This window comes from Bacteroides sp. AM37-9 (assembly GCF_003603455.1).
Classification (GTDB): Bacteria; Bacteroidota; Bacteroidia; order Bacteroidales; family Bacteroidaceae; genus Bacteroides; species Bacteroides xylanisolvens.
This window is the reverse complement of sequence record NZ_QTNF01000007.1, coordinates 125,189-139,776: the sequence shown is the minus strand read 5'-3', so window position 1 is coordinate 139,776 and position 14,588 is coordinate 125,189. Positions and strand designations below refer to the sequence as shown.

Sequence of the window (14,588 nt, the reverse complement as noted above, 5' to 3'; positions counted from 1 at the left end):
TCTTTGGACAAATGAGCAGATGGTAGTTATTTTTAGACATAAGAACAAAAGAACATAAAGGCTGCGCTTTGAAAATTATTTCTGTTGCTTATTGAACGGCTATTCTATTTTTTGTTCTTATGTTCTTCTGTCTGAATTAACTTCCCATTTAACCAGAAACGGTACGGAAATGAGGTAAACTCATACAATTATAATTCAAAAAAAACTTCCGTAAACATTCTCAACTATACTTATCCCTATGAGAAAAAATACTCATAAGTATGAGAAGAAATACTCACTGTAATGAGAACTTTTTCTCATTGCAGTGAGAATATACCCTTGTTAGAATAGGCTGAAACAGTGCATTACTGTACGGAAATAAACTAATTTCAGTTCAAATTCAAACAAAGAGACAACGAATAATAGGCAATAACTACTAACTATCTGTCATTCTCTGCTTATTCTGCTGGGCAAACTCTGTAGGAGTGACTCCAAATTGTTTCTGAAATACTTTGGCGAAGTAAGAAGGTGACTGAAATCCTACCCTGTCACAAATCTCATTGATGCGCAGTTCTCCCTCCTGCAACAATTCCGCAGCATGTTTTAGCCGGATGATACGGATAAAATCGAGTGAAGAAAGGTCGGTCAATGCCTTAATTTTACGGTGAAGGCTGGAGCGGGACATATTCATAGCCGCAGCTAATGCTTCCACATTATAGTTGGCATCGGAAAGATTCTCACGCACTTTGGCTATCAATTGAGACATCAGTTGCTCGTCCGCCCGTGACATGGCATCCCCTTGCGGAGTGCAGGCGCCGTAAGTGATCTGATTAATAAACATCTCATGCGTACGGTGGGATTCGCGCTCACGCGCCAGTTCCGCCAATAATTGCTGTTCACGTATCTTCTGCACTTCACGGCGGCGATAGGCACGAAGGGTTAGTACAAAACTACCGGATACAACAATGATATAGATAAGGTACGCCCACACTGTACGCCACCAAGGTGGAAGAATACGTACCGATAAAGTGGCTTCTTCCTGATTCCAGACACCATCATTATTACTGCCACGCACACGAAACAAATAGTCTCCCGGCGGAAGCTGGGCATAAGACGCAGTATGTGCAGCAGACGTATAGTTCCAGTCGTTGTCTATACCTTCCATTTTATAAGCATAACGGTTTGCTCCCGGCGATGTATAACTTAAAGCAACAAAATCAAAGCCGACATTAGAACGGTAAGGCAATTGCACGCCATCTGCCGGGAAAGGAGTTTCACGTCCTTGTACATACATTCCGGTGATGTGGACCGGAGGGACAAACGTGTTCCGGCGGACAATCTGCGGATTAAAAGAGACAAGTCCGTTGATGGTTCCCATCCAGATAGTCCCATCAGAGGCAGCCAAAGCCGATTTATAATTAAACTGATTATCAGGCAGCCCATCGTTTCGGGTAAAGATTTGCAGGCTATCTGTTTCCGGATGAAGGCAAACCAGTCCACGGTCTGTTCCGAACCAGATGCGATGTTGTGCGTCTTCCACCACTTTATAGGTCACGTTGTCCGGAAGACCGTTCGCTTTAGTGTATGTCCGGAACCTGCCCGTTTCGGGGTTAAAACACAATAACCCTCCCCGATCCGTAGAAAACCAGAGAAGACCTTTGCTATCCTCCGTTATGCCTGTCACTTCATTCGTTCCGATAGAGGTGCTGTCTCCCGGTACACATTGATACTTGACCATCTGATCCGTCTGCGGATTATACCGGAATATGCCATTACCCATTGTTGCGACCCATATATTGCCGGATTTATCTTCGAGGATGTCACGCATATAAGCATAACCGAATTGTTCCATCTTCTCAAAAGTCCGCCCTTTGTCGACCGAACGGAAGATGTTCCAACCATCGCCCAGCCAGATGACTCCCCCACGGTCACGATAAAGGGCAAACACCGAACCTTCACTGATGCCGAGTTGTGCGGGATAGAATGTATGAACCTGCCCTCGAAAAATGTTTGTGGTAGAAATAGCAGAGGAGGCAACAGAAACAGGAGATACAGTAGTAGAAGAAGAAGAAGTCAAAGATGAAAAAGTCGAAGAAGAAATGGAAGAAGAAGCAAAAGAGGCTGTCCCCGGAATTATCAGATCAATACCTCCTTTAAAGTAACCCGCCCCGACTAAATCATCCGAAGCAAACAAGCTTAACACATTCTGACGGTCCGGCGACTCGGGAACTTTTACAAAAGCCTGCGCCTTCGGATTCCAATAGCAAACCCCGCCATCCTGCGTACTAATCCACACTGTCCCGTCTTTTCCTTCCGCCAATTCACTGATGCGACGTCCGCAGACCGTACCGGGCGCCCCCGGAAGATAAACAGAAAAGTCGAGTGAGCGTACAGGCAGATAACTGGCTCCTCCAAATTGCGTACAGATCCAAGTTCCTCCTTCACGATCGCGATAAATCTTATCCACGATAGCATCACCAAGCCCATACTTTCCTCCGGCATCGGCAGGGATATGTTGCACACTATTCTGTTTCTCATTAATCACATAAACACCATTTTGAGTTCCCACCCATAATTCGTCTCCAAAGCAAACTGCGTAACGAATAATCTTTCGATGCACTTCTGGCGCAGGGAACACGCTCACCTCCCCTGTCTTCTTATTGAACCGTTTCAATTCCTCTTCATGCACGCCGACAATCAGTTCATCGCCATAATCACACAGAGTAAATATGAAATCTCCTTTAAGCGCCTCTGTGGCATACGCCACAAATTTATCCTGTTCCGGGCTATAACGGTAGATTCCCGCTCCGTACGTACCGACCCAAATCGTACCGTCTTTATCCACACAGATGGATTGCGGAAAGTCCTTACTTTTATCTTTACCGGGACAAGGAATGTAGCGGAACAGCTTCCCCGTCTCCACCTGATAGCGGAAAACTCCCTGATTGGGCGCATTCACCCATATATTTCCCGAATGGTCTGCCAGTATATCCTCAATCCAATTGTATCTGATTTGTTCTCCGCTCTCTGTACGGGCATCAAAAAAAGAAAACTTCCCGGTGGCAAGGTCTTGAATATAGACACCATCGTCCGTGCCTATCCACAACTGCCGGTGATTATCTTCAAAAAGAGCGGATATGACCTGATTGCCATGTTGCAAAGTCTCGTCATAGCAATTATACAGTTTCATCGACACTCCGTCGTAACGGTTAAGTCCATTGCGGGTACCCAACCAGATAAAACCGTAACTATCTTGAATAATAGACTTGACATGACTGTTCGAAAGACCGCTTTCACCATCTACACGGATAAAGTTATACTGCCCCGTCGCGGCAAAGTCCGGAAGGAAGAAACAAACAGAAAGAAGAAAAAGCAGCAGATTCCTTTTCATACACAGATATTAGATAGCGACAAATATAGTTTTTTTTACGCTAAATGCATAGGAAGGATGAAACATTTGTTGCAAGGATGGCAATAAATGTCGCACCACAAGGGCGCTATCATACATTTGAAACATCTCTTGCACATCTTGACAAAAGAGAGTATAGCCACCTGTTTCTCCTCCCCCTATCTTTGCCTTCGTCAAAATGACACAACCGACGTGAACTTCCAAAATCTTAAAATGAATACAAGTAATGAAAAAAGTAACCTTTAGTTGCCTTGCTCTAGCAACCCTGTTGCAACTGATTCCCTCCAACGGGAATGCAGCGAACATTCAGGATCAAAAGAAAAAGACGAACCGAACCGAAATGAAGCAGGACACAATTCCTGCCAATCTCTCAAAAGAACCTGCCAACCCTTCTAAAAAAGAAGCAGAAGAAGGCGAACGCAATGTGATGCTGAATGCTTCCGATGCCAACAAACCCCGCGAAATTCAAATCGGGCTTCCCAGCGAGGACGTTAATGTATATGAGAATGGGCTTCCCGCCGTCTATTCCTCGGCCGTTCACAAGCTCGCCGCCCATTGGCGCAGCGACAGCAGCCTGGGAGAAGTAGGACTTTTATCTCCTTCCGAGTCGGCCATCACCACCGGTAACATCGCTTACTCCGTCAACTCCTTCAGCAAACTGGGACAAAAAGATTTTCAAGGTATCTTCAACTACCGGACCAATCATTTCGGAATGCAGAACTTCGATTTCAATGTTTCAGGAGCCATCAACGACCATTGGCTCTACACCGCAAGCATCTATCAGAACTTCGATCCGGGAAGCTTCGACCTCAAATTCACAAACTACACAGACCGCACCGAGATCTATCATGCCGGCCTGACCCGACTCTTCAACAACGGACGGGGCAAAATATCCCTGCTCTACAAACATTCCCGCAGTGAGAATCCGGGCAGTTATGCCAATGCCGCTCCTTTTATCTATGTCGGCGACGGCTCGGTGAAAGAGATAGACGGCTTCAAACTGGGAACGAATTCGTATGTCCCGCAAAACGGTTCTTTTGAATACATGGACGTGAGAGACGGGAAAATGAAAACATGGAATTTAGGCGACGGCTCGGAAAACCGTGCCAATGAAATAGCACTGATTGCCGATTATCGTTTCCAAAACGACCTGCTGTGGAAATTCAACCTAAAATATATGGATGCCCCACGCGCCAACTATGTGGATTTCGGAGGCAGCACCATCAGCGAAGTAACTGCCGACGCTGGTTTTACGTTATCCAACGGCCATCCGTATGAAGGACTGGCAGAAGGCCGCCGCACCTGGTTGCACGTAGGTAAAGTGAAAAACTTCCTGATTACTTCCGAACTAAACAAGACTTTCGGCAACCATGATTTGCGCCTGGGATTGAACGAATGGTATTATCATCTTGACTACCACTCCTCTTCTCTGCAATGGATGGCTACCGTAGAGAACTATCCACAACTGCTCACTTCCACCGCAACAAGTTCCCTAGATCCCACACTGACCGGTCAACACGTGCAGACATACGGCTACAACGAGCTTAGCCCCGAATATACAATGGGATATGAAAACAAACTCGCCCTCTACCTTACAGACAACTGGCAGGTAACTCCCAAATTCAACATCTATTATGGCGGACGCCTCGAATATTACCGGATGAGTGCCGACCAGATATCCGCTTCCCGTTTCCCGAACTTCCACATCGGCGACTTTACCACTTATCATAAAGAGAAAGAAACAGGAAATATCATCACCACCCCGCGCAGTGTTCATCCTGCCAAAGTGATAAAAGACAAACTGAACTACGCCGCCACGCTCCGCGCCACTTACAACGTAACCCGGCAGTTCGGACTGACTGCCGACGGAACAGTAGCCACCCGCTTCCCCCGTATCAACGAATACGCCGGAACTGGTCCTACGGAAGAACAATACAAACGGGTCACCATACCGTTAATCCGTGGCGGCCTGTTCTACAAGAACCATTGGATCAACCTCACCTCTATGGTGACCTATATCTCTAAATCCAATAACATCGACCAGCAAAACCTCACGAAACCGGGAACGGAAGAAGGAAAGACCGTATTGCTTATCTATAATATCAAAACACTGGGATGGACCACCTCTGCCGAGATCGACCCGTTCAAAGGTTTCCATCTGCATGCCCTGTTCACGTATCAGAAGCCTGTTTACAAGAACTATAACGCAAGTGTCACTTTCAACGATGGCTCGGAGATGTCTGTCAATGCCAACGAAATGATCGTAAAAGAGATCCCGCAGATACTTGTCGAACTCGACCCAAGCTACAACATCACGAACGACTTACGCCTCTGGCTTAGTTTCCGCTATTTCGGCAAGACGTACGCCAATCTTCAGGAAGCGCTCTACTTCAACGGCCGCTGGGAAACGTTCGGAGGAATCAACTGGAACGTAAACAAACACCTGTCTCTAGGTGCAACAGTCATCAACTTCCTGAATCAGAAAGGAGCCAGCGGAACCATCAACGGTTCGGAACTGATTACGAAAGAAGAAGCTGCCCAGTACGCCGGAAATTATATGAGTGGAAATTATTTACGCCCATTCACCGTAGAATTTAGCGCAAGCATCAAATTCTAGTTCATACCAAACAAATTATAATTATCTTTGTGGCATTATATGCCCACAAACTAACTAATACCTAATTAATTATTAAAAAACCATGAAGAAACTTTTCGTATTACTTACGGCATTGTTTACCCTGGCACAAGTGAACGCCCAGGAAAAGAACGTTATCCGCATCGCAACGGACAACACAGACTTAATTCTCCAAGTAGCTCCCAACGGACGACTTTATCAGGCTTATCTGGGCGATAAGTTGCTGAACGAGAAAGACATCAACAACTTTTCTCCATACGTGAAAGGAGGCAGTGACGGCAGCGTATCCACCCGTGGATGGGAAGTATATCCGGGCTCCGGCGCCGAGGATTATTTTGAACCGGCTGTAGCAATCACGCACAATGATGGAAACCCAAGCACGATTCTCCGTTATGTATCTTCCGAACAAAAAGCAGTGGCAGGCGGCACGGAGACAGTCATCCAACTGAAAGACGATCAGTACCCGGTGGAAGTCACGCTGCATTACATCGCTTATCCGAAAGAAAACGTCATCAAGACGTGGAGTGAAATCAAACATGCTGAAAAGAAACCTGTCACCATCTGGCGTTATGCCTCGACCATGCTTTATTTCTCGGGAAACGAGTATTATCTGACTGAATTCAGCAGCGACTGGGCTAAAGAAGCACAAATGAGCACACAACCTCTATTGTTCGGCAAAAAGGTGATCGACACCAAACTGGGAAGCCGTGCCGCCATGCATACCCACCCGTTCTTCGAACTTGGTTTTGAACAACCGGCACAGGAAACACAAGGACGTGCCATGCTAGGGACTATCGGATGGACAGGCAACTTCCAGTTTACCTTTGAAGTGGACAACGTAGGCAACCTCCGCGTCATCCCCGCCATCAACCCGTATGCATCTGATTATGAACTAAAACCGAACGAAGTATTTACCACTCCCGAATTCATCTTTACTTTCAGCAACAACGGTACGGGCGAAGCCAGCCGCAACCTCCACGCATGGGCACGCAACCACCAACTGAAAGACGGACAAGGCGACCGCATGACTTTATTGAACAACTGGGAAAATACGTACTTCAAATTCGATGAGAAACTGCTTGCCGAACTGATGAAAGAAGCCAAACATCTCGGTGTAGACATGTTCTTGTTGGATGATGGCTGGTTCGGCAACAAGCATCCGCGCAACAGCGACAATGCCGGACTGGGTGACTGGGAAGTGATGAAATCCAAACTGCCGGGCGGTATTCCTGCACTCGTGAAGTCTGCCAAAGAAGCCGGAGTGAAATTCGGTATCTGGATCGAACCGGAGATGATAAACCCCAAAAGTGAATTGTTCGAGAAGCATCCTGACTGGGCTATCACACTGCCCAATCGCGAAACATACTATTACCGTAACCAACTGGTGCTCGATCTTAGCAATCCGAAAGTACAAGATTTTGTATTTAGCGTAGTGGATAACATCCTGACAGCGAACCCGGAAGTGGCTTTCTTTAAATGGGACTGCAACTCTCCCATCACAAATATTTATTCTCCCTATTTGAAGAATAAACAAGGACAACTTTATATCGACCATGTACGTGGTATATATAATGTATTGGAACGTATCAAAGACAAATATCCGAACGTACCGATGATGCTTTGCTCCGGCGGTGGCGCCCGTTGCGACTACGAAGCATTGAAATACTTCACAGAATTCTGGTGCAGTGACAATACAGACCCGATAGAGCGTCTGTTTATCCAATGGGGATTCTCACAAATCTTCCCTGCAAAAGCAATGGATGCACACGTAACCAGCTGGAACAAGAAGACAAGTGTGAAATTCCGTACCGATGTAGCAAGTATGTGTAAACTGGGCTTCGACCTCGGACTGAAAGAGCTGAATGCGGACGAACAGACTTTTTGCCAAAACGCAGTTGCCAACTGGACGCGTCTGAAGAAAGTGATTCTGGATGGTGACCAGTACAGACTGATTTCTCCATACGATGGTAATCACATGTCTGTCATGTACGCCGCACCGGATAAGAACAAAGCAGTGCTTTATACCTACGATATCCACCCACGTTTCGGTGAGAAGCTGCTCCCGGTTAAACTTCAGGGATTGGATGCGAAGAAAATGTATAAGGTGAAAGAAATCAACCTGATGCCAAACTCTAAATCGAATCTTGCTGCCAATGAGAAGACTTATTCAGGAGATTATCTGATGAAAGTAGGAATCAATGCTTTCACTACCAATCAGGCTTTCAGCCGTGTGATTGAGCTGACTGCCGAATAATATTCACCACAGAAGTACGGAGGACACAGTGTTTTATACCATTGATAATAAACAAAGTATATGCGCTGCGTCTTCCGTGTTCTCTGTAGTAAAAAAACAATAATCAATTAATCCTCTTCAATCTTTACGGCTGTGCCGTTAGCAGTCACCATCAGCATACTGCCACTACCTCCAACTGTCTCATAATCCAAATCAACACCTATCACGGCATTAGCTCCCATTTGAGCTGCTTGTGCCTCCATTTCCTTCAACGCTGTATCTTTTGCCATACGCAGCACTTCTTCATAAGAACCGGAACGACCACCCACAATATCCCGAATACTTGCAAACAAGTCGCGGAATACATTGGCACCTATGATTGTCTCTCCGGAAACTATTCCATAATATTTCACTATTCGTTTTCCCTCAATGATGGGAGTGGTTGTCATCAGCATAGTTTTTTCTTTATTAGTTATATGTATTTAGTTAGACGCAAGTCCCCCTAAAAAAGTTGCAGCTACACCGTAATTTCTTACGATATAGCTGCGATTAATGTTAAAGAGAGAGAATTTATATAATATGAGCATGGTCTCACGACCCTCCTAATATTCAATGAACATTTTGTTTCTTTACCTATTAGACGCACAAAAGCTCAAATCACTGCACTTGAAAGCATCTTTTTTTAGTTAAAGAATAAAAAAAGCCGCCATCCCACAGGAATAGCGGCTTATATTGTTAGAACATCTTGCTGACGCGTTCAATTCCCGCCACCAATGTATCTATTTCCGATTTCGTATTGTACATGGCAAACGAAGCCCGTACAGTTCCTTCTATACCAAGACGTTGCATGAGAGGTTGTGCACAATGATGTCCCGTCCTCACGGCAATACCCAAACGATCCAGCAACGTTCCGAGGTCGAAATGATGGATATCTCCTACCAGAAAGGAGATGACTGCTCCCCGTTCGGCTGCTTCACCGAATATACGCATCTGGGGAATCTCTTTCAGCCGTTGCAAAGCGTAAGTTGTCAGTTCATGCTCATGGGCGGCTATCTGCTCAAGTCCATGTCCATTCACGTAATCAAGGGCTTTTGCCAGTCCGGTAGTTCCGATGTAGTCGGGCGTACCGGCTTCAAACTTGAAAGGAAGTTCGTTGAAAGTGGTCTTCTCAAAAGAGACATGCTGAATCATCTCTCCTCCTCCCTGATAAGGCGGAAGGCGGTCTAACCACTCTTCTTTTCCATAAAGCACTCCGACACCTGTCGGACCGTATATTTTATGGGCAGAGAACACCAGAAAATCAGCATCCAACTCCTGTACGTCCACTTTCATGTGAGGGATAGACTGTGCAGCGTCTATCAGACAAGGTACGCCATGCGCATGAGCCGTTGCAATCATTTCTTTCACCGGATTCACTGTACCCAGCACATTCGAAACATGAACCACGCTGACTATTTTCGTTCGTTCGGAAAATAGTTTTTCGTATTCATCCAGCAAGAGTTCGCCTTTGTCATTCATTGGAATCACTTTGATGGCAATTCCCTTTCGGGCAGCCAACAGTTGCCAGGGAACGATGTTACTGTGATGTTCCATCACGGAAAGAATCACTTCATCCCCCTCTTCCATAAATTCATCGCCAAAGCTGGAAACAAGCAGGTTGATGCTTTCCGTCGTTCCGCGGGTGAAGACAACTTCGTTCGTGCTACGGGCGTTAATAAACTGACGCACCGTTTCACGGGAAGCCTCATGCAATTCCGTAGCTTGTTGCGAAAGATAATGCACGCCGCGATGCACATTGGCATTAACGGAATAATATTCATCCACCAACGCATCAACCACCAGACGGGGTTTCTGCGTCGTCGCACCGTTATCGAAATAAACCAAAGGTTTACCGTAAACCGTACGGCTCAATATCGGAAAATCCTCACGTATCTTTTGAATATCCACGTTTATTAATTATTAGTGGTTACTTACAAATGGCACAGCCCTGACATCTATTCAGCTCGCCACGGAAACGTTTCTCTACCAATAGATGCAAACGATCTTTCAGTGCCTCCAAACGAATGGTATCAATCACTTCATTGACAAATGCGAACATCAATAACAAACGGGCTTCTTTCTCCGCAATACCTCGTGAACGCATATAGAATAATGCACCCTCATCCAACTGGCCTACCGTTGCTCCATGCGAACATTTCACATCATCCGCGTAAATCTCCAATTGAGGTTGTGTGTACATTCTCGCATCACGCGTAGCACAAAGATTCCGGTTAGTCTGCTGGGAGTTCGTATGTTGCGCATCGGGACGCACCAGTACCAGTCCGGCAAACGCACCTACCGACTGATCGTCGAGTACGTACTTGAACAGCTCATTGCTGGTGCAGTTCGGTACGGCATGGTCGATGCTTGTATGATTGTCTACGTGCTGGTTCTTATCGGCAATTGCCATGCCACAGAGGTTTATCTCGGCTCCTTCTCCTGCCAACAATACTTCAGTGGTGTTGCGGGTAGTACCATTATGCAAGGTCATTCCATTCAACAATACATTGCTGTTTGCCTCCTGCTTTACATACAGGTTACTGATACGAACGGTGCTTGTATGTGTTTCTTCCAGTTCATACATATCGAATGCCGTGTTCTCACCTGCAAATACTTCAATCACTTGTGTTGCCAGGAAGTTCACGTTATCCATTGCATGGTCACAAATCAGCAGACGGGCTTGCGCACCATCCTCCAGGATGATTAGTACGCGGCGGTTCACCATGAAGTTAACATCTGCACGCAGGATATTTACCAGCTGGATCGGTTTTTCTACTACTACATTCTTCGGCACATAAAATACAACACCGTCTTGTGCAAAAGCTGTATTGAAAGCAGTCACTCCATCTTTAGAAGTATCTGCCAACTGACCGTAATACTTCTTCACCAATTCCGGATGCTGTCCGGCCACTTCTTTCAAGCTGCCGAAAATCACACCTTCCGGCAGATTGACTTTAGGAAGTGCTCTATTATAAAATGCGTCATTTACCACAAAATACAGGGCGGTACTCATATTCGGCACATCGCACTTAAACACTTCATACGGATTGACCGGAATAGCCAGACGATTCAAGTTTAAACCATAATCCGGTTCAAAATACTTGCTCACATCCGTATATTTGTACTTCTCCATCTTACGGGTCGGAAATCCGAGGCGTTCAAAATCGGCAAATGCAGCTGCACGAGGCGCATTCAGCACTTCGGCGCTATGCTTGCAGATCATTGCTTCCGTCTGTGAGAAGAGGTCTATATATTGTTGTTCAACTATCATAACTTATTATTTGTTATTCTCCTACTTCTTTCTTGATCCAATCATATCCTTTTTCTTCCAGTTCCAGCGCAAGTTCCGGTCCGGCAGTTTTTACGATACGACCTTTATAAAGGACATGTACAATATCAGGTTTGATATAATCAAGCAAACGTTGGTAGTGAGTAATAACGATTGTGCTTGTTTCAGGAGTTTTCAGTTTGTTCACTCCTTCTGCAACAATACGGAGCGCATCAATATCCAAACCGGAGTCTGTCTCATCAAGGATGCTCAACCGCGGTTCCAACATGGCCATCTGAAAGATCTCGTTCCGTTTCTTTTCACCACCCGAAAAGCCTTCATTCACCGAACGGTTAGCCAACTTATTATCCAACTCTACCACCGCACGTTTCTCACGCATCAGTTTCAGAAACTCACTGGCCGTCAGCGCAGGCAGACCTTTATATTTGCGTTGCTCATTCACAGCAGCACGCATAAAATTGACCATGCTCACACCCGGAATCTCTACCGGATACTGGAAACTAAGAAAGATCCCTTCATGGCTACGATCTTCAGGACTCAACTCCAATAGGTTCTTTCCATAAAAAGTGACCGAACCTTTTGTTACCTCAAAAGCCGGATTTCCCACCAATACGGAAGAAAGCGTACTTTTACCGGAACCATTCGGCCCCATAATAGCGTGCACCTCACCGGGATTCACCGTCAGGTTAATACCCTTCAATATCTCTTTGCCATTAATGCTGGCATGCAGGTCTTTTATTTCTAACATGATTATATGTACTATTTTTCCATTTACTATTTACTATTAAAAACCTATACTACCGACAATTTACCTCCTACAAGCGCGCAGCCAAATAGTAAATCGTAAATTGCCAACTAGTAAATCACCCCACGCTTCCTTCCAATGAGATAGTAAGCAGCTTCTGTGCTTCTACCGCAAATTCCATCGGAAGTTTATTCAATACTTCTTTTGCATATCCGTTCACAATAAGTCCGATCGCATCTTCTGTCGGAATACCGCGCTGGTTGCAATAAAATATCTGGTCTTCACTGATCTTGCTCGTTGTGGCTTCATGTTCCACCACTGCCGTTTCATTGTGAATATCCATATAAGGGAAAGTATGCGCACCACATTTATCTCCCAGCAACAGAGAGTCACACTGGCTATAATTGCGGGCATTATCCGCTTTCTCGGCCACACGTACCAACCCACGATAGGAGTTCTCACTATGTCCGGCGGAGATACCTTTACTTACAATCGTACTGCGGGTGTTCTTGCCCAGATGAATCATTTTCGTTCCGGTATCAGCCTGCTGATAGTTGTTCGTTACAGCTACGGAATAGAATTCAGCGGTCGAGTTATCGCCCGTCAGAATACAGGAAGGGTATTTCCAAGTGATGGCCGAACCGGTTTCCACTTGTGTCCAGGATAATTTACTATCCACTCCCTTGCAATTACCACGTTTAGTCACAAAGTTGTATACACCGCCCTTACCTTCCGCATCGCCCGGATACCAGTTCTGAACAGTGCTATATTTTACCTCTGCGCGGTCGTGCACGATTATCTCAACGATAGCGGCATGCAACTGATTTTCATCCCGCATCGGCGCCGTACATCCTTCCAGATAAGAAACGTATGAATCGTCGTCCGCCACAATCAGTGTACGTTCAAACTGTCCCGTGTTACGGGCATTGATACGGAAATAGGTGGAAAGTTCCATCGGACAACGTACCCCTTTCGGAATATACACGAAAGAGCCGTCAGAAAAGACAGCGGAGTTCAACGCGGCAAAGAAATTATCCCGGTAACCTACCACCGAGCCCATATATTTCTTCACCAAATCGGGATGCTCCCGCACGGCTTCACTGAACGAGCAGAAGATAATTCCTTTCTCCATCAGCGTTTCCTTGAAGGTAGTCTTTACGGAAACGGAGTCCATAACGGCATCCACCGCCATTCCGCTAAGAGCCATCTGTTCCTCCAAAGGAATACCCAGTTTATTAAACGTCTTTATCAATTCAGGATCGACTTCCTCCATGCTCTTCGGTCCTTCTTTCTTCTTCGTCGGATCGGCATAATAAGAAATCGCCTGATAGTCAATTTCAGGGATACGGAGATGTGCCCAAGTCGGCATCTCCAGCGTCAGCCAGTGGCGGTACGCTTTCAGGCGAAACTCCAGCAACCACTCCGGTTCGTCTTTTTTCGATGAAATCAGACGAATGACATCTTCATTAAGTCCACGCTCAATGATGTCTGTATGCACCTCTGTGGTGAAGCCGTATTTATATTTCTCCTCCGCAAATTTCCGGACAAACTCATTATCAGTCTTCTTTTCGAGTTCATCTTTCTGATTGGGTTTCATTTTATTGGGTTCTTCTTGTTGCATCTTTATTCTCTAATATATATTGTTGCGTCATATTCTTCGCAGCAGGGAAAAAGATCCCCGCAAACGTTTCCATCGGATAATATAACAAAGATTCTTCCTTTTTTGTTGCACTAATTAACTTATTATCGCTGTCCACAAACTCTATCGCACCGATCACTACACTCGTTAACAACAGAAACTTAAGTGCTCCCAGCCCACTCCCTAACCAGCGGTTCAGCCAGTTCAGCGAAATTGCCTGCATTGCTTTTGTCAATAACGAAGCTATCAGTACAAAAATCAACGGCACGGCAATCCAAATCATGATAAAAGCCAACACCTGCGCAACTGTCATCGAATCCGTCACTGTCGGGCAAAGTTTCGCCGCCAAAGAGGCATACAAAGCTTTCGCCGCCAACAGCCCGACTATTAACCCCAAAATAGAAGCCAACTGACGGATAAAGCCTTTTACAAAGCCTACCACCGCTCCGGCGCCTATTACAATAAGGATAATGATATCAATCGTTGCCACGTTGTGATTTATGATTTGTGATTTATGATTTATGTTTCTATGATTATGATCTGTGATTTATATTTCTGTCAGGTGATAAAACAATAAAGTGGTAAGGTGGTGTCCCATATAAAATAGTACCACATTACCA

9 protein-coding genes are annotated in these 14,588 nt (G+C 45.6%); 2 read left to right on the top strand and 7 right to left on the bottom strand.

Annotation, left to right across the window (positions count from 1 at the left end):
* Positions 1-415: 415 nt before the first annotated feature.
* Positions 416-3,370 carry a two-component regulator propeller domain-containing protein gene (locus DW862_RS07285; protein ID WP_243636456.1) on the bottom strand — a complete coding sequence of 985 codons (2,955 nt, stop codon included), beginning with the start codon at positions 3,368-3,370 and terminating at the stop codon, positions 416-418.
* Positions 3,371-3,614: 244 nt separating this feature from the next.
* Between DW862_RS07285 and DW862_RS07280 the strand changes: the two genes are divergently transcribed.
* Complete coding sequence (locus DW862_RS07280) at positions 3,615-6,005, top strand: TonB-dependent receptor (RefSeq protein ID WP_120067571.1); 2,391 nt, start codon at positions 3,615-3,617, stop codon at positions 6,003-6,005.
* 82 nt (positions 6,006-6,087) lie between these two features.
* Complete coding sequence (locus DW862_RS07275; RefSeq protein WP_087320776.1) at positions 6,088-8,277, top strand: alpha-galactosidase; 2,190 nt, start codon at positions 6,088-6,090, stop codon at positions 8,275-8,277.
* Positions 8,278-8,384: 107 nt separating this feature from the next.
* Here DW862_RS07275 and DW862_RS07270 read toward each other — a convergent pair whose 3' ends face one another.
* The 6 genes from DW862_RS07270 to DW862_RS07245 all read right to left on the bottom strand — a co-directional run bounded on the left by DW862_RS07270 (position 8,385) and on the right by DW862_RS07245 (position 14,458).
* The gene (locus DW862_RS07270) at positions 8,385-8,711 is read right to left on the bottom strand and encodes a heavy metal-binding domain-containing protein (RefSeq protein WP_004315412.1); all 327 of its coding nucleotides are present in this window, start codon (positions 8,709-8,711) and stop codon (positions 8,385-8,387) included.
* A 280-nt stretch (positions 8,712-8,991) separates the two neighbouring features.
* Entirely contained in the window at positions 8,992-10,203 is a 1,212-nt protein-coding gene (locus DW862_RS07265; RefSeq protein ID WP_004309460.1) for an aminotransferase class V-fold PLP-dependent enzyme, read from the bottom strand.
* 19 nt (positions 10,204-10,222) lie between these two features.
* Positions 10,223-11,566, bottom strand: coding sequence for a Fe-S cluster assembly protein SufD (gene sufD / locus DW862_RS07260; RefSeq protein WP_087317649.1), 1,344 nt, complete (start codon positions 11,564-11,566; stop codon positions 10,223-10,225).
* A 13-nt stretch (positions 11,567-11,579) separates the two neighbouring features.
* The gene (sufC, locus tag DW862_RS07255) at positions 11,580-12,332 is read right to left on the bottom strand and encodes a Fe-S cluster assembly ATPase SufC (protein ID WP_004307398.1); all 753 of its coding nucleotides are present in this window, start codon (positions 12,330-12,332) and stop codon (positions 11,580-11,582) included.
* A 115-nt stretch (positions 12,333-12,447) separates the two neighbouring features.
* A complete protein-coding gene (gene sufB / locus DW862_RS07250) occupies positions 12,448-13,950 on the bottom strand; it encodes a Fe-S cluster assembly protein SufB (protein WP_004309458.1) in 1,503 nt (500 codons plus the stop codon).
* Positions 13,928-14,458: a CvpA family protein gene (locus tag DW862_RS07245; protein WP_120067569.1), complete on the bottom strand. Its 531-nt coding sequence runs from the start codon at positions 14,456-14,458 to the stop codon at positions 13,928-13,930. The genes sufB and DW862_RS07245 overlap by 23 nt, the downstream gene beginning before the upstream one ends.
* Positions 14,459-14,588 lie beyond the last annotated feature (130 nt).